Consider the following 23,926-nt stretch of genomic DNA (forward strand, 5'->3'; position numbering starts at 1 on the left):
TCCATATAAAGCGAGGGACCAACAATGAATTTCCAATTAAGTGAAGAGCATGAAATGATCAGAAAAATGGTGCGCGATTTTGCCAGGAATGAAGTGGCACCGACTGCTGCTGAACGTGACGAAGAAGAACGCTTTGACAGAGAGATTTTTGACAAAATGGCGGAGCTTGGATTAACAGGGATTCCGTGGCCTGAAGAGTACGGCGGAATCGGCAGTGATTACCTGGCATATTGCATCGCAGTTGAAGAGCTTTCCAGAGTATGTGCTTCTACAGGTGTAACTCTTTCTGCCCATACGTCCCTTGCAGGCTGGCCGATCTTCAAGTTCGGAAACGAAGAGCAAAAGCAAAAGTACTTAAAGCCAATGGCACAAGGTGAAAAAATCGGCGCATACGGCCTTACAGAGCCGGGCAGCGGATCTGATGCCGGCGGAATGAGAACGACAGCACGTCTTGAAGGCGATCATTACGTCTTAAACGGCAGCAAAATATTCATCACAAACGGCGGTATCGCAGATATCTATGTCGTGTTTGCCCTGACAGATCCATCATCCAAGCATAAAGGCACAACAGCGTTCATCGTGGAAGCAGGCTTTGAAGGCTTCTCTGTCGGCAAGAAGGAAAAGAAATTGGGGATCCGCTCCTCACCTACAACTGAGATTATTTTCGAAGAGTGCAAGGTTCCGGTTGAGAACGTGCTGGGCAATGTAGGCGAAGGCTTCAAAGTTGCCATGATGACACTTGATGGCGGCCGCAACGGCATCGCTGCCCAGGCGGTCGGAATCGCTCAGGGCGCACTGGATGCTTCGGTTGAATATGCAAAAGAGCGCCAGCAGTTCGGCAAGCCGATAGCTGCCCAGCAGGGAATCGGCTTTAAGCTGGCTGACATGGCCACAAGCATTGAAGCTTCAAGACTATTAACGTACCAGGCAGCATGGCTGGAATCAGAAGGACTTCCATACGGAAAAGAATCTGCCATGTCCAAACTTCTTGCCGGTGACACGGCCATGAAAGTGACAACTGACGCCGTTCAAATCTTTGGCGGCTACGGATATACAAAGGACTACCCGGTAGAACGCTACATGCGCGATGCCAAAATCACACAGATTTACGAGGGAACACAGGAAATCCAGCGTCTTGTAATCTCTCGTATGGTAACGAAATAATATGTCTGACTGGGGGAGGCGGTAGGTAACAATGAAAAAACGGGAAGTGCAGGCTTCTGTTAAAGATGAGCGTCTTGTCAAAAAAAGACGCGATCAGATGATTAAAGGTGCCGTCACCCTTTTTATCCAAAAAGGGTTCCATCGTACAACAACTAGAGAGATCGCAAAGGCATCTGGTTTTAGTATTGGAACGCTTTATGAATACATCCGGACAAAGGAAGACGTGCTGTACCTGGTTTGCGACAGCATTTACGACCAGGTCGCCGAGCGGCTTCAAAAAGGCCTTGATACAAAACAGGGCACACTTGAAAGCCTGAAGCAGGGCATCGCCGATTACTTCAAAGTGGTCGACGAAATGCAGGATGAAGTGCTAGTCATGTACCAGGAAGTAAAGGCGCTGACAAAGGACGCCCTTCCATATGTGCTCAAGAAAGAAATAGAAATGGTTGGCATGTTCGAGCATGTCATAACCCTTTGCGTGGAAAACGGGGAACTGGACCTGCCGGAGGAAAAAATCAAAATGATCGCCCATAACATTTTTGTTCAGGGGCAAATGTGGGCATTCCGCCGCTGGTCCCTGCAGAAAATGTACAGCATCGAGGAATATATCCAGCTGCAGACCAATCTTCTTTTTCAGGGAATAAAGGATTAGGCAAGGTCTCGGAAAAAGCTTAAGAATAGTGCGCAGGGATTAGCCTTGCGTTTACGGACAAGGGGGAGAACGATGAGCAATCCAGAAGTCTATAAGCCGAAAAATCATATTCGTTTTGTAACGGCTTCCAGTCTATTTGACGGGCATGATGCTTCCATCAACATTATGCGACGCATCATCCAGGCAAGCGGGGCAGAGGTCATCCACCTCGGGCATAACCGTTCTGTGGAGGAAGTCGTAAATGCTGCGATTCAGGAAGATGTGCAGGGAATCGCCATTTCCTCTTATCAGGGAGGACATGTAGAATATTTCAAATATATGTATGATCTTCTGAAGGAAAGAGGCGCATCCCACATCCGCATTTATGGCGGAGGGGGCGGTGTTATTATCCCGAAGGAAATCAAAGAATTACATGACTACGGAATCGCGAGGATTTTTTCTCCGGAAGATGGCCGCCAATACGGCCTCCAAGGAATGATTGACCGAATGATCAAGGAGTGTGATTTCCCTACGTTCACAGCTGAAGCATCCGAGCAGATCGAAAAGCTTCAGGACGGGGAAACAAATGCCATTGCGAAGCTCATTACACTGGCTGAGCACCAGGTAACAGTAGGCAAGGAAGCGGCAGCTGCGCTTGAGCCGGTTATGGAGAAAGTAAAATCCCTGGAAAAGCAGGTTCCGGTTGTAGGGATTACAGGAACAGGCGGTGCCGGAAAAAGCTCGCTGACAGATGAGCTGATCCGCCGTTTCATTAATGAAATTCCGGAGAAAAAGGTCGCGATTCTTTCAGTTGATCCGACAAAGCAAAAAACGGGCGGTGCGCTTCTTGGCGACCGAATCCGCATGAACGCCATCTTTAATCCGCGAGTCTATATGCGAAGCCTGGCAACAAGAAATTCCCGCAGTGAGCTGTCGCTTGCGATTCAGGATGCGATTTCAGTTGTCAAAGCAGCCGGCTTTGATTTGATTATTGTGGAAACAAGCGGAATCGGGCAGGGGGATGCCGGCATTACGGAAATTTGTGATGCTTCGATGTATGTCATGACAAGTGAATTCGGTGCGCCATCCCAGCTTGAAAAAATTGATATGATCGATTATGCAGATTTGATCGTCATTAATAAATTTGAGCGCAAAGGCTCAGAGGATGCGATGCGCCAGGTGCAAAAGCAGTACCAGCGCAGCCGGATGCTTTTTGAAAAAGAGCTTGAAGACATGCCTGTCTACGGAACCATTGCGAGCCAGTTCAATGACCCGGGTACAAATGCGGTGTTTGCGGCACTGGTGGAAACGATTAATGAAAAAGCAGGAACTGACTGGAAAACAAGTTTTACAAAGAACGCAAAAGTTGAAAAGCAGAATGTCATTATCCCGAATGAACAGCGCTATTATCTCCGCGAAGTATCTGAAGCAGTCCGCGGCTTCCATAAGAAAGCCGAAGAGCAGGCCGATCTTGCCCGCAAACTGTTCCAGCTTGAGGGGGCAATGCTTGCTGTAAAAGAACAAGAAGGAAACGAAGAAGTGATTGCTTCTCTTGAAGCCATTAAATCAGCAGCAGAAGAAAAGCTGACGGCTGAAACAAAGAACATTCTGGCAGGCTGGGAAGATCTGAAGGAAAAGTACTCAGGCGAGCAATTTGTAACAAAAATCCGCGATAAAGACATCGTGACGGTTTTAAAAACAAAGAGCTTATCCGGGCTGTCTATTCCCAAAGTGGCACTGCCTAAGTACAAGGATTACGGAGAAATCATCCGCTGGGTATACAGAGAAAACGTGCCGGGTTCCTTCCCTTATACAGCCGGTGTGTTCCCATTCAAACGCGAGGGTGAAGATCCGAAAAGACAGTTTGCCGGAGAGGGTACGCCTGAACGGACAAACCGCCGCTTCCATTATCTATCCAAAGACGATGCCGCAAAGCGCTTAAGCACAGCCTTTGATTCTGTAACCCTCTACGGAGAAGATCCTGACTACCGCCCGGATATTTACGGAAAAGTCGGGGAAAGCGGCGTCAGCATCTGTACGCTTGATGATATGAAGAAGCTGTATGCCGGTTTTGATTTGTGCCATCCATCTACATCTGTTTCGATGACGATTAATGGGCCGGCGCCGATTATTTTGGCCATGTTCATGAACACGGCGATTGAACAGCAGATTGAGGCAAAAGAGCAGGAGCTTGGCCATGTGCTGACACTTGAAGAGTTCACCGAAGTAAGGGCGCAAACGCTGCAGACTGTCCGCGGGACGGTTCAGGCTGATATTTTAAAAGAGGACCAGGGACAAAATACTTGTATCTTCTCGACAGAGTTCGCTTTAAGAATGATGGGGGATATTCAACAGTACTTCATTGACCACAAGGTCCGCAATTACTACTCTGTATCGATTTCCGGCTACCATATCGCGGAAGCGGGCGCTAACCCGATTTCACAGCTTGCCTTTACACTGGCAAATGGCTTTACGTATGTAGAGTACTATTTGAGCAGAGGCATGAACATCAATGATTTTGCACCAAACCTTTCATTCTTCTTCTCGAATGGACTGGATCCGGAGTATACCGTGCTCGGCCGTGTGGCGCGCCGCATTTGGGCAACGGTTATGAGAGATAAATATGGTGCGAACGAGAGAAGCCAGAAGCTGAAGTACCATATCCAGACTTCAGGACGTTCCCTGCATGCACAGGAAATCGATTTTAACGATATCCGCACAACGCTGCAGGCGTTAATGGCGCTTCAGGATAACTGCAACTCGCTTCATACCAATGCGTATGATGAAGCCATCACGACACCGACGGAAGAGTCTGTCCGCCGGGCAATGGCCATCCAGATGATCATTACAAAAGAGCATGGCTTGTCGAAAAATGAAAATCCGCTTCAGGGCGCATTTATCGTGGATGAGCTGACAGATCTTGTGGAAGAGCAGGTGCTGAGAGAGTTCGAACGCATCAATGACCGGGGCGGCGTTCTCGGCGCCATGGAAACTCAATATCAGCGCGGCAAAATCCAGGATGAGTCCATGTACTATGAAATGAAAAAGCATACCGGCGAGCTTCCGATCATCGGGGTTAACACTTACTTGAACCCTAATCCTCCATCAGAGGATGAAATGAACAACATGGAGCTTGCAAGGGCAACGAAGGAAGAAAAAGAAACGCAAATCCGCAATCTGCGCAGCTTCCAGGAACGCAACAAAGACAAATCGGAAGAGGCACTGAACCAATTGAAGGAAGCAGCAGTCAGCGGCGGAAACATCTTCGCCGAGCTGATGGAAACCGTCAAAGTGGCAAGCCTCGGCCAGATTACCCGTGCATTATACGAAGTGGGCGGGCAGTACCGGCGGAATATGTAAAAACAGGGCCTGCAGCAGCAGGCCCTTGTTTTCTGCACTATTTTTTAACATAGAATTAATATAAAATACATCCATATCCTATATAATGGAATCAATACATAGCAATGCACTTCGGGAAACCTGGGATGTGAAAATATGAAAAAAATCTTGCTCTACGCAGCCATACTTGCCGCTGCTGCAGGTGTTAACTTTTTATATGGAAAACAGCTGGGAGCCATAGCATTCTTCCTGCTCTCCATCTACTTCACCTGGCTCGCCTATAAAAAATGGGACCGGCCGCTGAGGGGCAGGAGGCGGAGAAGGGCAGATTAGGTAAATCGGACACATATGGATTTTACCTGCTGGCCTTAGATGCTGAACGAAAAATAATCTCCATAAAAATGTACGGAACAGCAGATATAACTGGCATAAACCGTAAAAATTTGTTTATAATGAAGAATATGCCTTCTTGCAGGCTGTCCGCATGCATTTGCAGGGCCCTGCGGAAATTCAACTTTTATAGTTTATAATTTGCGCGTGTATGAGCGTTTACATAGGGAAAGGAAGTGCTGATATTGAGTTTGGAACAGTTCTCAAAAGAAGAATTGCAGGAAATGTCATTAATCGAAGTGGCTTATGAACTTCTGACAAGCAAAAAAGAACCAATGGCCTTTAATGACATCATGAATGAAGTAGCTAAACTTATGAACCTTTCAGGGGAACAAGTCAAGGGGAAAATTGCACAGTTCTATACAGATTTAAATATAGATGGCCATTTCATCGGATTAGGTGATAACCGCTGGGGTCTTCGTTCATGGTATCCGGTTGACCAATATGAAGAAGAAGTCGTAACGGTAATCAAGCCTAAGAAGAAAAAGGCGAAGAAAAAGGACGACGACGATCTCGATCTTGAAGATTATGATGAACTGGATGAAGAGGATATCGACTACGATGATATCGACGGATTCGATGATGATGATCTGACTGATGACGATGATGAAGATCTTCTCGACGATGACGATGATCTTGAAGATGATGATGATGATTTCGAAGACGATGATGATATCGTAGAAAAAGATGAAGAATTCGACCTTGGCGATGATGACGAAGAGCTTGAGGAAGATGACCTCGAAGCTGATGAAGAGGAAGAAGATTTATAACCTTGACTTTTCGTTTCAGGGCTTGTAGAATACTTTTTGGGCTCCTTAAAAAAGGACGATTCGTTTAGACGCTAATAGCGCTCCCTTACTTACTTAAGTAAGAGGAGCGCTTTTTATTTTTTTTTACAGGCCATGTGCCTTTTCAAGAAGAGCTAAACCATCCCTTTGCGATAAGCTTCCGCTGAAAAAAACGGAGGCTGAACAATAGAATTTTTTTCATCAAGTCTTTAAACCGGCATCATTATGCACAAACTGATATCAAGGGGGAATTTTTCATGACTAAGTATATTTTTGTTACGGGCGGAGTTGTTTCGTCACTGGGAAAAGGAATCACGGCAGCATCGCTTGGCCGCCTGCTGAAAAACAGAGGGTTAACGGTTACGATTCAGAAATTCGATCCTTACATAAATGTGGATCCGGGAACCATGAGCCCGTACCAGCATGGTGAGGTGTTTGTAACAGGTGACGGCGCAGAGACGGACCTGGACTTAGGCCACTACGAGCGCTTTGTTGATATTAACCTGACAAAGTACAGCAGTGTAACGACTGGTAAAATTTACTCCACTGTCCTTAGAAAAGAGCGCCGCGGCGACTATAACGGCGGAACGGTACAGGTTATTCCGCATATCACAAATGAAATCAAGGATAAAGTTTTCCGTGCAGGCCATGAAACGAATTCTGATGTGGTCATCACAGAAATCGGCGGAACAGTAGGGGATATTGAGTCACTTCCATTCCTTGAAGCGATTCGCCAGATCAAGAGCGATATCGGCCGCGATAATGTCATGTATATTCACTGTACACTGGTTCCTTACATCAAGGCAGCAGGCGAAATGAAAACAAAGCCGACACAGCACAGTGTTAAAGAACTAAGAAGCCTTGGCATTCAGCCAAACGTCATCGTTCTCCGTACAGAAATGCCAATTTCCCAGGATATGAAGGACAAAATTGCGCTATTCTGTGATATCGATAAAGAAGCAGTTATTGAAGCAACAGATGCGGATACTTTATATTCTATCCCGCTATCTCTTCAAGATCAGAAGCTTGATGAAATCGTCTGCAAGCATTTGAAGCTGGATTGCGGAGAAGCAGAGATGACTGAGTGGAAACAGCTGGTTGACAAGGTTCTAAACCTTTCAAGGAAAACCAAGATTGGCCTTGTCGGTAAATATGTTGAATTGCAGGATGCTTACATTTCTGTTGTGGAAGCCCTAAAACATGCAGGTTATGCCTACGATTCTGATATTGAAATCAAATGGATCAACTCTGAAGAAGTGGACAGCACGAACGTGAATGAACTGCTTCAGGACGTGGACGGAATCCTGGTTCCGGGCGGATTTGGCGACCGCGGCATTGAAGGGAAAATCCTTGCCATTCAATATGCGCGAGAAAACAAAAAGCCATTCCTTGGCATATGCCTGGGCATGCAGCTGGCTTCGATTGAATTTGCAAGAAACGTACTGGGTCTTGAAGGGGCGCACTCAGCAGAAATTGCTCCTGAAACACCGCATCCAATTATCGACCTTCTGCCTGAGCAAAAGGATATAGAGGATTTAGGCGGAACTCTAAGACTTGGTTTACAAGCTTGTAAATTGAATGAGGATACAAAAGCCTTTGACGCATACCAGGATGAAGTGGTATATGAGCGTCATCGCCATCGCTATGAGTTCAACAACCACTACCGTCAGGATATGGAAAAAGCAGGCTTTGTCTTCTCCGGTACAAGCCCGGACGGCCGACTGGTGGAAATCATCGAAGTCAAGGATCACCCTTGGTTCGTCGCTTCCCAGTTCCATCCTGAATTTATCTCAAGACCAACCCGCCCTCAGCCATTATTCCGTGAATTTGTCGGGGCATCATTGAAGGTTAGCGAGAAACTATAATATGTGAAAAATCCCTCCGGATGCGGAGGGATTTTTTGTTTTTGCTTCGAACCTTTTTACAGATGAAACCCCAAAATCTACTCAAACTCCGCCAAAATCTCATCAATTGTAAACTTGATTCCATAATACACAAACAAAGCAGCCATGGAGGCCGGATAGCCGAAGCGATTGCCCTCCTCGTCAGGCAGAAGGCCTTTCGCAAGCTTTAAATCTACATGAACATCAGCCAAATCAGCCAGACTGCCGCCACTTTCAGTTCTTAAAGTGCTTACTGCCACAAATGGGATCCCTTTTTCGGACAAAGATTTTGCCAGAGCGGCTGCGTCTTCGTCATCCGAATATCTTGAAAAGATGATAACCCGGTCTGTTTCAGAGACTTCGGAATCTTTCTCCAAAATCGCTGCATCTCTAAGCGGTTCCTGGCTTTGAACGGCTTCATAGCCGATTGCAGCCATTTCTTTAGTTCCGTAAATATATATTTTTCCATCACCGGCAGCAGCCTGGGCCAAAAGGCGGGCGCTGTCCTCTATGGAAAATTCCTCTTTTTCCTGAAGTCTTTTAAATAATCCTGTCAGCTGGGTAGAAAACATCTTCAGCAAATCCGTTCACTCCTTCATCTCTTCCTGCGGTTCTATTATAGAGAATAGAGAAAGAAAGGTAAAATATTCAAAGGTAATTGCTAAAATAAGAAGGAATAATCATGTTTCACAGAGAAAATAGCTGTAGGAGAATGTATAGTTAAGTGACCTGCAGTCATAATTCAGTATGGTTTTAAACCTAAGTGCTTTTAATACGACAGAAAGAGGTGGCTTGATGAAAGGGAAAATTTTAATCGTAGATGATCAGTTCGGAATCCGTATTTTACTTAATGAGGTACTGCAGAAGGAAGGGTACGACACATACCAGGCTGCCAATGGAGTCCAGGCTCTCGACATTGTTTCCAAGCATTCGCCTGATCTTGTTCTTCTTGATATGAAAATACCGGGAATGGACGGGATTGAAATTTTAAAAAGAATGAGAGTAGTGGATAAAGATATCCGCGTTATTATCATGACGGCTTACGGTGAACTCGATATGATTCAGGAAGCAAAGGATCTGGGTGCTCTTACTCACTTTGCGAAGCCATTCGATATTGATGATATCAGGGCGGCAGTAAAGAAATATTTGCTGGTCCCTAACTCGTAATAAGCCAAAAATATCCGTTTTTAACCTGAAATTCCAACACGATAAAAATGATAGCGTTTGCTTTATGACAATTCATAAAAACGCGCTGGAATAATGGCTTTTCTAAGTCCTTTTTGGTATGATAACAGATGAATTCCAAAGGGTCGTCTCAGTTTAGCGGACTATTTTAAGGGTACATATTCGATAGTGTTAAGGGGAAAACTTTAACAGTATTTAGTCTGTTGAACTTAAACGATTATCAATAAGGAGGAAGAAAAATGCCTTTAGTTTCTATGACTGAAATGCTTAATAAAGCAAAATCAGAAGGCTATGCAGTAGGTCAATTTAACTTAAACAACCTTGAGTTCACTCAAGCGATCCTGCAGGCGGCAGAAGAAGAAAAATCACCGGTTATCCTTGGTGTTTCCGAAGGTGCTGCACGCTACATGGGCGGTTTTAAAACGGTTGTAAAAATGGTTGAAGGACTGCTTGAAGATTACAAAATTACCGTTCCTGTGGCTATTCACTTAGACCACGGTTCAAGTTTTGATAAATGTAAAGAAGCAATCGATGCCGGATTCACATCTGTTATGATCGATGCTTCCCATGATCCATTCGAACAAAACGTGGAGACTACTTCAAAAGTAGTTGAATATGCACATTCAAAAGGCGTTTCAGTAGAAGCAGAGTTAGGAACTGTCGGCGGACAGGAAGACGATGTTATTGCTGATGGCGTTATTTATGCTGATGCAAAAGAATGTGAAGAGCTGGTTAAGCGTACAGGCATCGACTGCCTTGCTCCGGCACTGGGTTCTGTTCATGGACCATACAAAGGTGAGCCTAACCTTGGCTTTGCTGAAATGGAAGAGATCGGAAACCTTACAGGTGTTCCTCTGGTTCTTCATGGCGGTACTGGAATCCCGACAAAGGATATCCAAAAATCCGTTTCTTTAGGAACTGCTAAAATCAATGTAAACACTGAAAACCAAATTGCTTCCGCAAAACGCGTTCGTGAAGTATTGGCAGCAGATACAGAAGTATACGATCCGCGCAAATACTTAGGACCGGCACGCGAAGCGATTAAAGAAACAGTAATCGGCAAAATGCGCGAATTTGGTTCTTCAAACAAAGCATAATAAAATAACTGCACGAAAAACCGCTTCTAGAATTAGGGGCGGTTTGCCTTATTTATTGAGGCGAATTAGCATGTAAGGCTTTACAGAATCGCAGCTTTATTTAATAATACATAGATATCAGAATATTTTATAAGGTGGGATTTTATATGAAGTTTTTCATCGATACAGCGAACATGGACGAAATTAAAGAAGCATATGCCCTTGGGGTGGTTGCAGGAGTAACAACGAACCCATCATTGGTCGCAAAGGAAAAGAATGTATCCTTCCCTGACCGCCTTCGCGAAATCACGGAGTTAGTGCCAGGCTCAGTCAGCGCCGAAGTCATCGCTCTAGATGCTGAAGGCATGATTAAAGAAGGAAGAGAGCTTGCAGCGATTGCACCAAACATCACAATCAAGGTGCCAATGACACCGGATGGCCTGAAAGCCGTAAGCGCTTTTTCAAAAGAAGGCATTAAAACAAATGTAACGCTGATCTTCAGTGCAAACCAGGCGCTGCTTGCTGCAAGAGCAGGTGCTACATACGTTTCTCCATTCCTTGGACGTTTGGACGATATTGGCCACAACGGTCTTGATCTAATCTCCACAATTGCAGAGATCTTTGCGATTCATGACATTGATACAGAAATCATCGCGGCTTCCATCAGACATCCTCAGCATGTGACGGATGCAGCATTAAGAGGAGCTCATATCGCGACAATTCCTTATAAAGTCATCCAGCAATTATTCAACCATCCTCTGACAGATAAGGGAATCGAAGCGTTCCTTGCAGACTGGAACTCAAGAGGATAAAGTGAAACCTCAATCAGTTGGGAGTGCTTTTCTCCCTGCTGATTGTTAGTTGAGGCCCACAGGAGTGGGTCACAAAGACGTTGCCACAGGATATGGCGTTATTAGTCTTTGTTCTTCTTTTCGGGCCTTTACGGGCAGTTTGCCCCCTCTTATCCTCCAATGATTTCTTTGAGTCTTGAAGTGGGGGGTTCTTACTGCACGTTAGACTGTGATAAGCGTTCTTCGGAAAAATACTCTAGAAAACTGGCTTTGTTTCGGTGCTGAATCGGATCAAGCCAGCCCCAATACTTGTACCTCGGTTTTTTAGTGCTTCTTTCTTAATTTTAGGCAGTTTTAGCAAGGTTTGTTGCTTTTTGTATCTTATTTACTGAGTTGATTGGAGCGGAAGGTGCGAGATCCTCGAAAATGCATTCGCATTTTCTTCGTGCGGTGTTTACTCAAGGGAGCTTATTCAATGTCCTGCGGGAGTAGCGGGACAGGTGAGACCCCGCAGACGCGCGGCGTCGAGGAGGCTCACCGTCTGCTAAGCGGTTCGCTGAGCATCCTGGAGCGGAAATCAACGGACAAGATTGATAGGTGAAAAATAATTTTATTTGAAAAGAGCCTAATTTTAACTTTTTTTGATTACAATACATGAGATTTGATTTTTCGTGTAAACTATAAGATAAAGATAATGTCGGATTCTGTAAAAAACATATGGAAAATTGTTCCTTATGCAACTTGCAATGTTGCAAAATGCAGATACATGATAATATGTAAGTGCATATTTTCCCAAAGACTATATTTTTCCGATATTAAAAAAAGACAAGCCTATTGGGTTTCTTATAGAAGCTATGGCTATTTCCTGCCAAAGTTGGTTAGAAAAGTAGTGTGTAGCTTTTGCTGTAAGGGCTATCAATTTTTTAAATATTGAAGTCAAATTCCAGCATATGTGTTTAACAACGGCTTAGAAGGGAGTTACAAATGGAAAAGCTAATGATTGCAGGTGGATATCCTTTAAAAGGCACTGTCCGGATCAGCGGAGCGAAGAATAGTGCCGTCGCACTGATTCCAGCTACCATTTTAGCGGAATCGCCTGTAACAATTGAAGGTTTGCCGGATATTTCGGATGTACAAATTCTAAAAGATTTGCTTGAAGAAATAGGGGGCACTGTCGAATTCTCTGAAAATGATATGACAGTGGATCCCTCTTCCATGATTTCCATGCCTTTGCCGAACGGAAAAGTAAAAAAACTGCGCGCTTCCTATTATTTAATGGGAGCGATGCTCGGCCGGTTTAAAAAAGCGGTTATTGGACTTCCAGGAGGGTGCCACCTCGGGCCAAGGCCGATCGACCAGCATATAAAAGGGTTTGAAGCTCTTGGCGCTCGTGTGACCAATGAGCAGGGAGCCATTTACCTTCGTGCCGATGAACTGCGCGGAGCCCGTATTTATCTCGACGTTGTCAGTGTGGGAGCAACCATCAATATCATGCTTGCCGCTGTCAGGGCAAAAGGCAGAACCATTATCGAAAATGCAGCAAAAGAGCCTGAAATCATTGATGTTGCTACGCTTTTGACCAATATGGGCGCAAAAATCAAGGGTGCCGGCACAGATGTGATCCGCATTGATGGCGTGGATCATCTGCATGGCTGCCAGCATACGATCATCCCGGACCGGATTGAAGCGGGAACGTATATGATTGTTGGTGCAGCGGCCGGAGAAGGCGTGCTGATTGACAATGTCATTCCGCATCATCTGGAGTCCTTAATTGCCAAGCTGCGCGAAATGGGCGTTCAGATTGAAACGAACGATGACCAGGTATTTGTCGGGCCAGCTGAGAAAATGAAAGCTGTGGACATTAAAACACTTGTTTATCCAGGGTTTCCTACAGACCTGCAGCAGCCGCTGACTTCTCTGTTAACGAATGCAGAAGGGACAAGCATGGTCACTGATACCATTTATAGTGCCCGTTTTAAGCATATTGATGAGCTGCGCAGAATGAATGCCAACATTAAAGTGGAAGGGCGCTCTGCGATCATCAATGGGCCTGTTCAGCTTCAGGGTGCTAAAGTTAAGGCGAGCGATTTGCGCGCAGGCGCTGCACTGGTAATTGCCGGCTTAATGGCGGAAGGAGTTACTGAAGTCACAGGCTTAGAGCATATCGACAGAGGCTACAGCCACCTGGTTGAAAAGCTGAATGGACTTGGTGCCACAATCTGGCGCGAAGAAATGAGCAAAGAAGAAATGGAACAAATGAAGAACGCATAAATAGAACACCTTTGAATATTGACAGCTGACTGATCTTTGTAAGATCAGCAGAAAAATATAAATTAAGGCAGGCATGCGGTGCCGGAGGAAAGAAACCGGTCCGCTTTTGCCATGCTGCCAGCCTTAGAATCCGGGGAGGAAAAATCGATGGAAAGAAGTTTGTCAATGGAATTAGTTCGTGTAACAGAAGGTGCCGCTTTAGCATCAGCACGCTGGATGGGCCGCGGATTAAAGGATGAAGCGGATGATGCCGCAACTTCTGCAATGAGAGATGTATTCGATACGGTGCCAATGAAGGGAACAGTCGTTATCGGGGAAGGCGAAATGGATGAAGCGCCAATGCTTTATATCGGGGAAAAGCTTGGAACAGGCTATGGCCCGCGCGTGGATGTCGCTGTTGATCCGCTTGAAGGAACAAACATCGTAGCATCCGGCGGCTGGAATGCATTAGCTGTTCTTGCTGTAGCTGACCACGGAAATCTTCTGCATGCTCCTGATATGTATATGGACAAAATTGCAGTCGGTCCTGAAGCGGTTGGACAAATTGATATTAACGCTTCTGTTTTGGATAATTTGAAAGCGGTCGCAAAAGCCAAAAACAAAGATATCCAGGATGTCGTGGCGACAGTGCTTAACCGTGAGCGCCATGAACACATCATCAGCCAGCTTCGCGAAGCAGGTGCCAGAATTAAATTAATCAATGATGGCGACGTGGCTGGAGCCATTAATACTGCCTTTGATGAAACAGGTGTCGATATTCTGTTCGGATCAGGCGGTGCACCGGAAGGCGTACTGGCAGCTGTTGCCCTAAAGTGCCTTGGCGGGGAAATTCAAGGGAAACTTCTTCCGCAAAATGACGCAGAGGCTGAGCGCTGCTTGAAGATGGGCCTTGATATTAATAAAGTCCTTCTTATGGAAGACCTGGTAAAAGGCGATGACGCGATTTTTGCTGCAACAGGCGTAACGGATGGAGAGCTTTTGAAAGGCGTACAGTTTAAAGGCTCATATGGTTCTACCCATTCAATTGTTATGCGTGCCAAATCAGGAACGGTCCGCTTTGTCGAGGGGCGCCATAGTCTGAAGAAAAAGCCTAATCTTGTTATGAAATAAATAAATATATATAAACAGATAGAAAATGAGTGCTGGCCGCATTGCGCCAGCCTGCTCATTTCCATTTCCTTCCTGCTATATTTTCCATATCAAATTTTGTTATTGATTAATTTTCATATTAAGGGGTAAAATAGAGATTGTTTTTCATGGAATAGGATACCTCAAAATTTTAACCGAAAACGGACAGCAAACCGTTCCATTCCTCGAAACCTTTAATTAAGAACATAATGATAGAATCTTCAGCTATTTTCAGTGCCTCAAAGTATCTTTCCCTTTCCTTTCATATAAAGCCCAATCATTTGAACAGCTGCATATGGAGGAAATAATTGAAAATTTCAAAAGTGTGGTGTAAAAATGGGTTTAAACATTTCAAGTTTAGAAAATATGAAGCTTAAAGAGCTTTATGAACTTGCCCGTGAATATAAAGTTTCTTATTACAGCAAGTTATCGAAAAAAGAATTAATCTTTGCCATCCTGAAAGCAAGAGCAGAGCAGGAAGGCTACTTCTTCATGGAAGGTGTCCTGGAGATCATTCAGTCTGAAGGGTTTGGTTTCCTTCGTCCAATCAACTATTCACCAAGCTCAGAGGATATTTATATTTCCGCTTCCCAGATCCGCCGTTTCGATTTGAGAAACGGAGATAAAGTTTCAGGAAAAGTCCGTCCTCCAAAAGAAAATGAGCGTTATTTCGGCCTTCTGCAGGTTGAAGCTGTGAATGGCGATGATCCCGAATCAGCAAAAGAACGTGTTCACTTCCCTGGTCTGACACCACTTTATCCAAACCGCCATATGAAATTGGAGACAGGTACAAGACAGCTGTCTACAAGAATTATGGACCTGCTTGCACCGGTTGGATTCGGACAGCGCGGTCTGATTGTCGCGCCTCCAAAAGCAGGTAAGACAATGCTGTTAAAAGAAATTGCCAACAGCATTACAACCAATCACCCGGAAGCGGAACTGATCGTGCTATTGATTGACGAGCGTCCGGAAGAGGTAACAGACATCGAACGTTCCGTTGCAGGCGATGTAGTCAGTTCCACATTTGATGAAGTGCCGGAAAACCACATTAAAGTGGCCGAGCTCGTTCTTGAACGTGCTATGCGTCTCGTTGAGCATAAACGTGATGTTGTCATTTTAATGGACAGCATCACAAGACTGGCAAGAGCCTATAACCTGGTTATTCCTCCAAGCGGCAGAACCCTGTCCGGCGGTATTGACCCGGCGGCATTCCACCGTCCAAAGCGTTTCTTCGGTGCTGCCCGAAACATTGAAGAGGGCGGAAGCTTAACGATTCTGGCAACTGCACTCGTTGACACGGGTTCACGAATGGATGATGTTATTTACGAAGAATTCAAGGGGACAGGTAATATGGAGCTGCACCTTGACCGTTCACTGGCTGAAAGAAGAATCTTCCCGGCCATCGACATCCGCCGCTCCGGCACGCGTAAAGAGGAACTTCTTATTCAGAAAGATCACTTGGACAAGCTGTGGGCAATCCGCAAGTCCATGTCAGATTCACCGGACTTCGCCGAAAAACTGCTTCGCAAGCTAAGACAGACAAAATCAAACGAAGAATTTTTCGCTAACCTTGCTGAAGAAATGAAGGCTAAGCGTTCGTAATTAAATTTGGATGCAATTGTCTTTTTTAAGAATGCTGTTTATTTAAATTTGTTTTCTGCAGTAATCTAAATTACTCTACTGAGTTGGTTGGAGCGGAGGGCATTTGACTCCTGCGGGAGGAGAGGGAGCGGGAGACCCCGCAGGCGAAGCCGAGGAGGCTCCCGTTCCTCCCCGCGGAAAGCAAATGCCTGCAGCGGAAACTAACGGGTAACGTTAATAAACAAAATTCCATCTGGAAATTCCAGGATGCAGAATTCGCTTATTGCAAAAAACACATGGACTTGTTATAATGATGACAGTGTGTTTTTGAAGTTTACGGCAATTCATGATTGCCCGTAATATATAACTCTGTTTCGAATGATTCAGGGCGGAAGGAGATGAAAAGAATGAAATCAGGAATTCATCCTAACTATAAAAAAGCAATGGTGAAATGTGCTTGTGGTAACGAGTTCGAAACCGGTTCTGTTCAAGAAGAGATCCGCGTTGAAACTTGCTCTGAGTGCCATCCATTCTATACTGGACGTCAGAAATTCGCTGAAGCCGGCGGACGTGTTGACCGTTTCAATAAGAAATACGGCATTAAGTCAGAACAAAAATAATAAACAACAAAAACAGGCAAGTTAACTTTCTTGCCTGTTTTTTATTGCAAAATAAGCTGTTATGAAGAATTGCTTTAGGGACCTTTTTGCTTTTAGAAGCGCGACCCTTTTCTTCATAAAATAGTTAAAACAAGCCATTCTATTAGTTAGAACGAGGAAGGAGAGGCCGTTCATGTACGTTATGAATCATCACGGATGGGTGGAAGTCATTTGCGGCAGCATGTTCTCCGGTAAATCAGAAGAACTGATTCGCCGTGTGCGCAGAGCTCAGTTCGCCAAACAGCAAATCGCTGTATTTAAACCGCAGATTGATAACCGATATAGTGATGAAGCTGTCGTTTCACATAATGGAACTTCGGTCATAGCTAAACCCCTGACCCAGTCTACCGATATTTTTAAATACATTACACCTGAAACTGATTTGATTGCTATTGATGAAGTGCAATTCTTTGATGATGAAATTGTCAAAGTCATTCAGCACCTGGCTGACAGCGGACATCGTGTCATTGCTGCCGGACTTGACCAGGACTTCCGCGGGGAGCCGTTTGGCCAAATGCCTGCCATCATGGCGATAGCAGAATTGGTTACAAAGCTTCAAGCCGTCTGTGCCGTCTGCGGATCACCTGCAAGCCGTACACAGCGCCTGATCAATGGAAATCCAGCTTCATATGATGACCCGGTTATTTTAGTTGGCGCCTCAGAAGCCTATGAACCGCGCTGCCGCCATCACCATGAAGTTCCCAAATCACCCAATGTTTTAGAAAAACAGAAGACAACCGAGTTTTTATCATAAATTCATACTTAACGATCTCTCTGCCCTGGCGTGTTCCGGGCAGTTTTTTTATTTTGCCGAGCAGAATTGGTCGCCATGAAGAGTTCATGAAGCCGAAAAGCAGAAGATCCGCGAAAAATCCGTGAGTGAGTCCGAACCTTGGTCAACTTCAGACAAAAAAGTAAAATCCGGGAGACTGAGTCCGAACTTGAGTTAACTTCAGACACAAAAAGCGAAAATCCAATGATTTGAGTCTGAACTCGGAGTGGCTTCAGACAAGAAACTAAGAAAAATGCTCACCAAAGCTTCAGCAAATCAAAAATCAACGCCTTCACACCCCAGCTCTGCCTTATATTGGACCGCACAATCCTCCCTCTAGCGGACATGCTATAAAAAGGAGGTGTAAGAAATGAAGAAACTGAGTATTTTCCTTTTGATGCTCGCATTTATGGCTGGCTGTGCCAACAATCAGGCAACTGAAAGTGAGTATGACCATGAGAGCCGAGATGGGGTTTCATTTATCAATAATGAACTGGACCGCACGGAGGACAATGATACAATGGACCGGACGATGAGCGGTGACCAGAACCCGAACTTTATCAATTTTGACGGCAAACGCCTGGATAACCAGGATGATATCGACCAGGCCCGCAAGGTGATTGCTGCTCATGATGGATTCCGTCCTGGAGCTGTCTGGGTTAATGGAGAAGATATGTGGGTGACAGCTTATCGACGAGGCAATATGACCCATCAGGAAAAAATAGATTCTCAAGCGCAACTGCACAAAATGCTGATCAAGGCTCTGCCCCGTTATCATATTGAGGTGAAGGTTCAGGAAGACCGCACGTAAAATGCCCTGCTTACCAGGGCATTTTTTTACGCAGCTTTTCTTTTTAAAATAGCTTTGTTCGAGGTCACAAAACTGTGCAGTGCCATACCAGCAATGACAAGGGCCATCCCTGTTAAAGAAATTCCAGATGGCAGCGGGCTTGACAGCAGCGCCACTTCACCGAGTACAGCGAAAAGAACCTCTAGAGATTGGGTTGCTTCCACAGCCCCCAGCTTTTGCATATTGCCCCGGACTAGGTCTGTTGCTGCAAAGAATAATACTGTAGCAAAAACTCCGGAAAAGAGAGCGACTAAACCGGATTGAGTGACCTGGCTGAAACTGGGCACTCCGCTTGTTGCCATGGCAACAACTGAGAGCAGGAACCAAAACGGAAGACTGGCAATCGTCATTCCGAGCACACGCTGGTAGGCGTCAAGCCGATTCTCACACACATCCATCATTTTACGGTTGCCTAACGGGTAGGCAAAGGATGCAATAATCAAAGGAATGATGACAAGCAGCGTATCCCGCAAAGAAATGGAGGATGCGTGCTCCACCTGCATAACCGCAACTCCAAGAAGAATGACCAGGCTCATCATCATTCCGCGAAAAGGAATTTTCCCTCTTACTTTCACCGTTCCATTTCCGGTTTGAAACGCAACGAAAAAAAACGGTGCAAGCAGGGAACCGGAGATAATCGTAATCTGCCAGGTTCCGGCAATCAGCCAGCCGGGTCCATAGGCTGCCGCAAAACATAAAGGTGCGTAAAATAAGCCAAAGCCTACAAAGCTCCATAGCAGCCATGGTCCTGGGGCCTTTTTCATTTCAGTAAATAAGGGCCGCAAATTCCCCCTGAATGCCACAATGGCACCCAACAGTGGAATCATGAAAAAATAGCGGAGCGATGCACTCCATAGCCAGCTCCCGCCATCCATTTCCATTGCCCGGTTTAATACAAAAGTGAAAGCAAAGAAGAAGGCGGAGAAAATGCCTAATACAATGGCTTTCATGCCGGTTCACCTCATTTCCCAGTTAAAAGCGCTGAGCCAATTTACCTTGCAGAGATAAAACCAATATATAGGATATAACCACTCCAGGCAATGATTTTTCAGAAAATTCCCGGACAAAAAGAAAGCCATGAATCGTTTTGACTGTAACTTTCAGCTATACTATAATTAGAATGTTATGGAGCTATGTCTGTAAATAAATTTAACTATACTCCGCCGGGAAATCCCCCGCGGTTATTGGATAAAAAATTGAGGTGAATGGCTGTGTTTGATCGTCTTCAATCTGTCGAGGACCGTTATGAAAGATTAAATGAGCTTTTGAGCGATCCTGAAATTGTCAATGATCCGAAAAAGCTTCGCGAATATTCAAAAGAACAGTCCGGTATTCAGGAAACTGTTGACACATACCGCGAATATAAAGAAGTGAAAGAGCAGTATCAGGATGCGCGTGCCATGCTTGAAGAGAAGCTGGATGCAGAAATGCGCGAAATGGTAAAAGAAGAGCTGTCTGAGCTTGAAGAAAGAAAAGAGGACCTGGAAGCGCGTCTGAAAATCCTCCTCATTCCTAAAGACCCGAATGATGACAAAAACGTTATTATGGAAATCCGCGGTGCTGCCGGCGGTGATGAAGCTGCCTTATTTGCAGGTGACCTATACCGCATGTACAGCCGCTTTGCTGAGACGCAGGGCTGGAAAATCGATGTCATTGAAACCAGCTCAACAGGTGTAGGCGGCTATAAGGAAATCATCTTCATGATCAACGGAAATGGCGCATATTCCAAGCTTAAGTTTGAAAATGGCGCACACCGTGTTCAGCGTGTACCGGAGACTGAATCCGGAGGGCGCATCCACACTTCTACGGCAACGGTTGCGGTTCTTCCGGAAGCAGAAGAAGTGGAAATCGATATTCATGAAAAAGATATCCGTGTGGATACATTTGCTTCAAGCGGACCGGGCGGACAGAGTGTTAACACGACGATGTCAGCTGTTCGTCTGACTCACTTGCCGACAGGTACGGTTGTATCCTGCCAGGATGAAAAGTCACAGATCAAAAATAAAGAAAAAGCGATGAAGGTTCTTCGTGCACGTGTTTATGATAAGTTCCAGCAGGAAGCACAGGCGGAATATGACCAGCAGCGTAAATCAGCAGTTGGTACCGGAGACCGCTCTGAGCGTATCCGTACGTACAACTTCCCGCAAAACCGTGTAACCGATCACCGCATCGGCTTAACGATCCAAAAGCTTGATCAGATCCTTCAAGGCAAGCTCGATGAGGTTATTGACGCACTGATCGTGGAAGAGCAATCTGCCAAGTTGGACAGTGCATCCAATGAGTAATTCAACGATGAAAGTATATGAAGCCCTCAACTGGGCTTCTTCTTTTTTAAAGAAGTCAAATCGGGATGAGAATGCCGGTGAGCTGCTATTGCAGCATTTTATGAAGATGAGCAGGGCGAGCTTTCTGGCTAATCTGCGCGAAGAATTGCATCCGGAAGTCATCGCTGAATTCCAGAGAGCAGTGCAGGCACACGCAGCGGGCCATCCTGTTCAGTATATCATCGGCTCTGAGGAATTCTACGGGCGCACCTTCCAGGTGAATGAAGATGTGCTTATTCCAAGGCCGGAAACAGAAGAACTGGTTTATAACGCTCTGCAGAAGATAAATAAGCTGTTTGGTACCGCAACTGGGCTTGAAATGGCGGACATTGGCACAGGAAGCGGAGCGATTGCTGTTACGATGAAGCTCGAGAAACCGGAATTAAATGTCACGGCCACAGATATCTATGGGCCGACCCTTGAGCTTGCTCAAAAAAATGCAGAACAAAATGGCGCAGAAATCGAATTTTTCCAAGGTGACCTTCTCCAGCCTCTTATCTCAAAAGGAAAAAAATTTGATATCATTCTATCAAACCCTCCGTATATACCGGAAAAGGATATCGAGTGGATGTCAGATGTAGTCACCAAGCACGAGCCGCATCGTGCCCTTTTTGCAGGGGAAGAAGGACTGGATCTATACAAGCGCTTTATGGCAGAGTTGCCAGCTGTCATCAAAGACCGTTCCCTCATCGGTTTCGAGGTAGGAGCCGGCCAAAGTGCAGCAGTTTCTGCACTCCTGCAAAAGACTTTTCCACAGGCCAATATCGAAACCATCTACGATATAAACGGCAAAGACCGGATGGTTTTTGCGGAAATCGGGTGACAGGCAACACCCGAATTTTGTCGAATAATAGAAACTAGAAAAATATTAATTTTAATAGTTTAAGATTCTGCCATCCTGTCCACACTGTGGATAGTGAAGGGATGGTGGCGGAAATGATGAACACAAAAACGATTGTGAAATTATATGTACTGATTTTATCCTTAGGAACTATTTTGAGTTTATATATACCACAGACAGAAGTGACAGCTGATGAACCGATGGTCATACCAAATGAGGCCATCAGGCTGCGCATTCTGGCCAATAGTGATAATGAAGAGGACCAGGCGGTTAAAAGAAAAGTAAGGGACGCAGTAAATGCAGAAATCACAGAGTGGGTGGCAGAGCTGACTTCTATCGAAGATGCCCGCGAACTGATCCAGTCCAGATTGCCTGAGATTCAGAAGATTGCCGAACAAGTAGTTGCTGAAGAAGGGGCGAACCAAAGTGTAAATGCCGACTTTGGAAAAGTCAGCTTCCCGACGAAATTATACGGACAATTCTTATATCCTGCTGGCGAATACGAAGCGATCCTCATCACTCTTGGCGAAGGAAAAGGCGCCAACTGGTGGTGTGTGCTATTCCCTCCTCTATGCTTCCTTGACTTCTCAAACGGTGTAGCTGTAAGCGAAGGGTTTGAAGAAGGAGAAAAGAAGGGAGTAGTACAAGCAGAAGAAATCGCGGCTGACACAGACTCCGAAAAAGAAACTCCTCCGGTTTATACAGAGGAAGATGAAGAACCGGTAGAAGTAAAATTCTTCTTAGTAGAAATATGGGAAAAAATCTTTGGTTAAACCCTGCTGCAGAGCAGGGTTTTTCTTTTTACGGTGAGTTAATGGGTGTGCCTGGAGTCGGCTTCGGACAGTGGGAGCGGGAAAAGGGGATTCAGAGTCAGAACTTGGGTCAACTTCAGACACAAAAGTGAGAAAAAAGCGCAGGAAGAGTCAGAACCTGGGTCAACTTCAGACACAAACGCAGGAAAAAGCGCAGGCAGAGTCAGAACCCCGAGCCCGTCCCCACCCCCTTTTTAGAATCATTTTAAAAGTTGGAAATCAAATTACAATTAAGACAAGCATATAACATCTTTCTTTCATGCGTTTGATTCTCTTAAAAACGGATATTTAAAGGAGTGTAGCAACAAAACACAAACAAAAAAGGAGATGAAAGATTATGGCTAAAAACAACAATAATAACAATGATAAAATGTCTCGTGAGGAACGGGGACGCATGGGCGGAGAAGCAACAAGCCGCAACCATGATAAGGATTTCTATCAGGAAATCGGCTCCAAAGGCGGAGAAGCAACAGCTGAGAACCATGACAAGGACTTCTATCAGGAGATTGGCAAAAAAGGCGGCGAAGCGACGGCAGAAAATCATGATAGTGATTTCTATCAGGAGATTGGCCAAAAAGGCGGAGAAGCAACAGCCGAAAACCATGACAAGGAATTCTACCAGGAAATAGGCAAAAAAGGCGGAGAAGCAACCAGTGAAAATCATGACCGCGATTTCTATGAAGAAATCGGCCGGAAAGGCGGCAACTCGAACGACTAAACCTGCCGCAGAAAAAATGTATATGATAGTAATATAACACGGCAGCCGCATCAGACAGCTGCCGTGTTTTCTATTTAGTCATAGTTTATGCCGCTAACTGTCCAGCACAAGCAGACTGCCCCCTCGAGGTGTCGGCAAGACACTTCCTCTTCTCTGAAAATCTAGTTCTACTTTTTCTATTTTTTCATATTCATAGAGTGACAATAAGAAAATGGGGTGAAGAAATGGAAACAGGTGTAGTGAGATGTGCTCATGCTTCAGATGTGGAGAATCTGGCATCATTTCTGGAATCGGCAAACTTAAGTACGGACGGGATAAAGGAAGCAATTGAATATTTTTTAATTATGGAGAATGATTCCGGGGATATTAAGGCTACCCTGGGAATTGAACCCCATGGAAAGGCCGGTCTTTTGAGATCGCTTGTGATGACATCCACAGCAACTGAAAAAGATTTATTTATTTTGTTTGAGCAAATATTAATGCTGGCCAGGGATCGGGGCATGGAGGCTTTGTATCTCGCATCGAATAAACGAAATTCACTGCCCTTTTTCAGCCTGCTTGGTTTCAAAGAAGAAGAAACAGCTTACTTGCCGGAAGTATTATTCAATTCAGAGCATGTTAAACACATCCTGACTGTGGATAACTCTTTCTTTTTGAAATTATCGATGTGAATTGTGGGTATCTTGCCAAAGTTATACACAAATCCGTCTTATTTATACACAA

Annotated in this window: 22 protein-coding genes; 20 read left to right on the forward strand and 2 right to left on the reverse strand. The window is 45.1% G+C overall.

The genetic code is table 11. The features are described from left to right. Positions 1-24 precede the first annotated feature (24 nt). The 6 genes from BK139_RS04285 to BK139_RS04305 all read left to right on the forward strand — a co-directional run bounded on the left by BK139_RS04285 (position 25) and on the right by BK139_RS04305 (position 8,177). Complete coding sequence (locus tag BK139_RS04285) at positions 25-1,164, forward strand: acyl-CoA dehydrogenase (protein WP_076257068.1); 1,140 nt, start codon at positions 25-27, stop codon at positions 1,162-1,164. A 31-nt stretch (positions 1,165-1,195) separates the two neighbouring features. Further along, on the forward strand, positions 1,196-1,816 hold the full coding sequence (locus tag BK139_RS04290; RefSeq protein ID WP_076257070.1) for a TetR/AcrR family transcriptional regulator: 621 nt from the start codon (positions 1,196-1,198) through the stop codon (positions 1,814-1,816). Between the two features lie 72 nt (positions 1,817-1,888). Continuing rightward, positions 1,889-5,155 carry a fused isobutyryl-CoA mutase/GTPase IcmF gene (gene icmF, locus BK139_RS04295; protein WP_076257072.1) on the forward strand — a complete coding sequence of 1,089 codons (3,267 nt, stop codon included), beginning with the start codon at positions 1,889-1,891 and terminating at the stop codon, positions 5,153-5,155. A 135-nt stretch (positions 5,156-5,290) separates the two neighbouring features. After that, complete coding sequence (locus tag BK139_RS23835; protein ID WP_175609058.1) at positions 5,291-5,467, forward strand: hypothetical protein; 177 nt, start codon at positions 5,291-5,293, stop codon at positions 5,465-5,467. Between the two features lie 242 nt (positions 5,468-5,709). Continuing rightward, positions 5,710-6,294 (forward strand): DNA-directed RNA polymerase subunit delta, encoded by a 585-nt coding sequence (gene rpoE, locus BK139_RS04300; RefSeq protein WP_076257073.1) that lies wholly within the window; start codon positions 5,710-5,712, stop codon positions 6,292-6,294. 275 nt (positions 6,295-6,569) lie between these two features. Beyond that, positions 6,570-8,177 (forward strand): CTP synthase, encoded by a 1,608-nt coding sequence (locus BK139_RS04305; RefSeq protein ID WP_076257074.1) that lies wholly within the window; start codon positions 6,570-6,572, stop codon positions 8,175-8,177. Between the two features lie 77 nt (positions 8,178-8,254). Here BK139_RS04305 and BK139_RS04310 read toward each other — a convergent pair whose 3' ends face one another. Next, positions 8,255-8,776 (reverse strand): DUF2529 domain-containing protein, encoded by a 522-nt coding sequence (locus BK139_RS04310; protein WP_076257076.1) that lies wholly within the window; start codon positions 8,774-8,776, stop codon positions 8,255-8,257. 211 nt (positions 8,777-8,987) lie between these two features. Between BK139_RS04310 and BK139_RS04315 the strand changes: the two genes are divergently transcribed. The 9 genes from BK139_RS04315 (at position 8,988) to BK139_RS04355 (ending at position 18,469) form a co-directional block, all read left to right on the forward strand. Next, complete coding sequence (locus BK139_RS04315) at positions 8,988-9,362, forward strand: response regulator (protein ID WP_172581936.1); 375 nt, start codon at positions 8,988-8,990, stop codon at positions 9,360-9,362. A 257-nt stretch (positions 9,363-9,619) separates the two neighbouring features. After that, positions 9,620-10,477 (forward strand): class II fructose-bisphosphate aldolase, encoded by an 858-nt coding sequence (locus tag BK139_RS04320; RefSeq protein WP_048009440.1) that lies wholly within the window; start codon positions 9,620-9,622, stop codon positions 10,475-10,477. A gap of 146 nt (positions 10,478-10,623) precedes the next feature. Beyond that, positions 10,624-11,268 (forward strand): fructose-6-phosphate aldolase, encoded by a 645-nt coding sequence (gene fsa, locus BK139_RS04325; protein WP_048009439.1) that lies wholly within the window; start codon positions 10,624-10,626, stop codon positions 11,266-11,268. A gap of 963 nt (positions 11,269-12,231) precedes the next feature. Beyond that, on the forward strand, positions 12,232-13,518 hold the full coding sequence (locus BK139_RS04330; protein WP_076257077.1) for a UDP-N-acetylglucosamine 1-carboxyvinyltransferase: 1,287 nt from the start codon (positions 12,232-12,234) through the stop codon (positions 13,516-13,518). Positions 13,519-13,665: 147 nt separating this feature from the next. Beyond that, a complete protein-coding gene (gene glpX, locus BK139_RS04335; protein WP_076257280.1) occupies positions 13,666-14,628 on the forward strand; it encodes a class II fructose-bisphosphatase in 963 nt (320 codons plus the stop codon). 354 nt (positions 14,629-14,982) lie between these two features. Further along, positions 14,983-16,248 (forward strand): transcription termination factor Rho, encoded by a 1,266-nt coding sequence (gene rho, locus BK139_RS04340; protein WP_009332281.1) that lies wholly within the window; start codon positions 14,983-14,985, stop codon positions 16,246-16,248. 386 nt (positions 16,249-16,634) lie between these two features. After that, entirely contained in the window at positions 16,635-16,847 is a 213-nt protein-coding gene (gene rpmE / locus BK139_RS04345) for a 50S ribosomal protein L31 (RefSeq protein ID WP_009332279.1), read from the forward strand. A gap of 172 nt (positions 16,848-17,019) precedes the next feature. Then, complete coding sequence (locus BK139_RS04350) at positions 17,020-17,640, forward strand: thymidine kinase (protein WP_035327985.1); 621 nt, start codon at positions 17,020-17,022, stop codon at positions 17,638-17,640. A 388-nt stretch (positions 17,641-18,028) separates the two neighbouring features. Continuing rightward, the gene (locus tag BK139_RS04355; RefSeq protein WP_076257079.1) at positions 18,029-18,469 is read left to right on the forward strand and encodes a hypothetical protein; all 441 of its coding nucleotides are present in this window, start codon (positions 18,029-18,031) and stop codon (positions 18,467-18,469) included. 26 nt (positions 18,470-18,495) lie between these two features. Here the strand turns inward: BK139_RS04355 and BK139_RS04360 are convergent, their stop codons facing one another. After that, positions 18,496-19,458 carry a DMT family transporter gene (locus BK139_RS04360; RefSeq protein WP_076257081.1) on the reverse strand — a complete coding sequence of 321 codons (963 nt, stop codon included), beginning with the start codon at positions 19,456-19,458 and terminating at the stop codon, positions 18,496-18,498. A 261-nt stretch (positions 19,459-19,719) separates the two neighbouring features. Here BK139_RS04360 and prfA point away from each other — a divergent pair, with 261 nt between their 5' ends. The 5 genes from prfA to BK139_RS04390 all read left to right on the forward strand — a co-directional run bounded on the left by prfA (position 19,720) and on the right by BK139_RS04390 (position 23,874). After that, on the forward strand, positions 19,720-20,793 hold the full coding sequence (gene prfA / locus BK139_RS04365; RefSeq protein WP_076257083.1) for a peptide chain release factor 1: 1,074 nt from the start codon (positions 19,720-19,722) through the stop codon (positions 20,791-20,793). A gap of 7 nt (positions 20,794-20,800) precedes the next feature. Beyond that, a complete protein-coding gene (gene prmC, locus BK139_RS04370) occupies positions 20,801-21,655 on the forward strand; it encodes a peptide chain release factor N(5)-glutamine methyltransferase (protein ID WP_076257085.1) in 855 nt (284 codons plus the stop codon). A 116-nt stretch (positions 21,656-21,771) separates the two neighbouring features. After that, positions 21,772-22,446 (forward strand): stage II sporulation protein R, encoded by a 675-nt coding sequence (spoIIR, locus tag BK139_RS04375; RefSeq protein ID WP_286147941.1) that lies wholly within the window; start codon positions 21,772-21,774, stop codon positions 22,444-22,446. Between the two features lie 376 nt (positions 22,447-22,822). Further along, a complete protein-coding gene (locus BK139_RS04385) occupies positions 22,823-23,203 on the forward strand; it encodes a KGG domain-containing protein (protein ID WP_076257091.1) in 381 nt (126 codons plus the stop codon). Positions 23,204-23,427: 224 nt separating this feature from the next. Next, positions 23,428-23,874: a GNAT family N-acetyltransferase gene (locus BK139_RS04390; protein WP_076257093.1), complete on the forward strand. Its 447-nt coding sequence runs from the start codon at positions 23,428-23,430 to the stop codon at positions 23,872-23,874. Positions 23,875-23,926: the final 52 nt, after the last annotated feature.

Origin of the sequence: Paenibacillus sp. FSL R5-0490 (assembly GCF_001956215.1) — a bacterium.
Lineage (GTDB): Bacteria > Bacillota > Bacilli > Bacillales > Cytobacillaceae > Cytobacillus.

What these genes read in the sequence shown, in the direction of transcription:
- prmC (WP_076257085.1), top strand. Translation starts at nt 20,801, where the DNA reads ATGAAAGTATATGAAGCCCTCAACTGGGCTTCTTCTTTTTTAAAGAAG.
- BK139_RS04390 (WP_076257093.1), top strand. Translation starts at nt 23,428, where the DNA reads ATGGAAACAGGTGTAGTGAGATGTGCTCATGCTTCAGATGTGGAGAAT.
- rpmE (WP_009332279.1), top strand. Translation starts at nt 16,635, where the DNA reads ATGAAATCAGGAATTCATCCTAACTATAAAAAAGCAATGGTGAAATGT.
- glpX (WP_076257280.1), top strand. Translation starts at nt 13,666, where the DNA reads ATGGAAAGAAGTTTGTCAATGGAATTAGTTCGTGTAACAGAAGGTGCC.
- icmF (WP_076257072.1), top strand. Translation starts at nt 1,889, where the DNA reads ATGAGCAATCCAGAAGTCTATAAGCCGAAAAATCATATTCGTTTTGTA.
- BK139_RS04385 (WP_076257091.1), top strand. Translation starts at nt 22,823, where the DNA reads ATGGCTAAAAACAACAATAATAACAATGATAAAATGTCTCGTGAGGAA.
- BK139_RS04290 (WP_076257070.1), top strand. Translation starts at nt 1,196, where the DNA reads ATGAAAAAACGGGAAGTGCAGGCTTCTGTTAAAGATGAGCGTCTTGTC.
- spoIIR (WP_286147941.1), top strand. Translation starts at nt 21,772, where the DNA reads ATGAACACAAAAACGATTGTGAAATTATATGTACTGATTTTATCCTTA.
- BK139_RS04285 (WP_076257068.1), top strand. Translation starts at nt 25, where the DNA reads ATGAATTTCCAATTAAGTGAAGAGCATGAAATGATCAGAAAAATGGTG.
- BK139_RS04350 (WP_035327985.1), top strand. Translation starts at nt 17,020, where the DNA reads ATGTACGTTATGAATCATCACGGATGGGTGGAAGTCATTTGCGGCAGC.
- rho (WP_009332281.1), top strand. Translation starts at nt 14,983, where the DNA reads ATGGGTTTAAACATTTCAAGTTTAGAAAATATGAAGCTTAAAGAGCTT.
- BK139_RS23835 (WP_175609058.1), top strand. Translation starts at nt 5,291, where the DNA reads ATGAAAAAAATCTTGCTCTACGCAGCCATACTTGCCGCTGCTGCAGGT.
- BK139_RS04305 (WP_076257074.1), top strand. Translation starts at nt 6,570, where the DNA reads ATGACTAAGTATATTTTTGTTACGGGCGGAGTTGTTTCGTCACTGGGA.
- BK139_RS04320 (WP_048009440.1), top strand. Translation starts at nt 9,620, where the DNA reads ATGCCTTTAGTTTCTATGACTGAAATGCTTAATAAAGCAAAATCAGAA.
- BK139_RS04360 (WP_076257081.1), bottom strand. Translation starts at nt 19,458, where the DNA reads ATGAAAGCCATTGTATTAGGCATTTTCTCCGCCTTCTTCTTTGCTTTC.
- BK139_RS04330 (WP_076257077.1), top strand. Translation starts at nt 12,232, where the DNA reads ATGGAAAAGCTAATGATTGCAGGTGGATATCCTTTAAAAGGCACTGTC.
- BK139_RS04355 (WP_076257079.1), top strand. Translation starts at nt 18,029, where the DNA reads ATGAAGAAACTGAGTATTTTCCTTTTGATGCTCGCATTTATGGCTGGC.
- fsa (WP_048009439.1), top strand. Translation starts at nt 10,624, where the DNA reads ATGAAGTTTTTCATCGATACAGCGAACATGGACGAAATTAAAGAAGCA.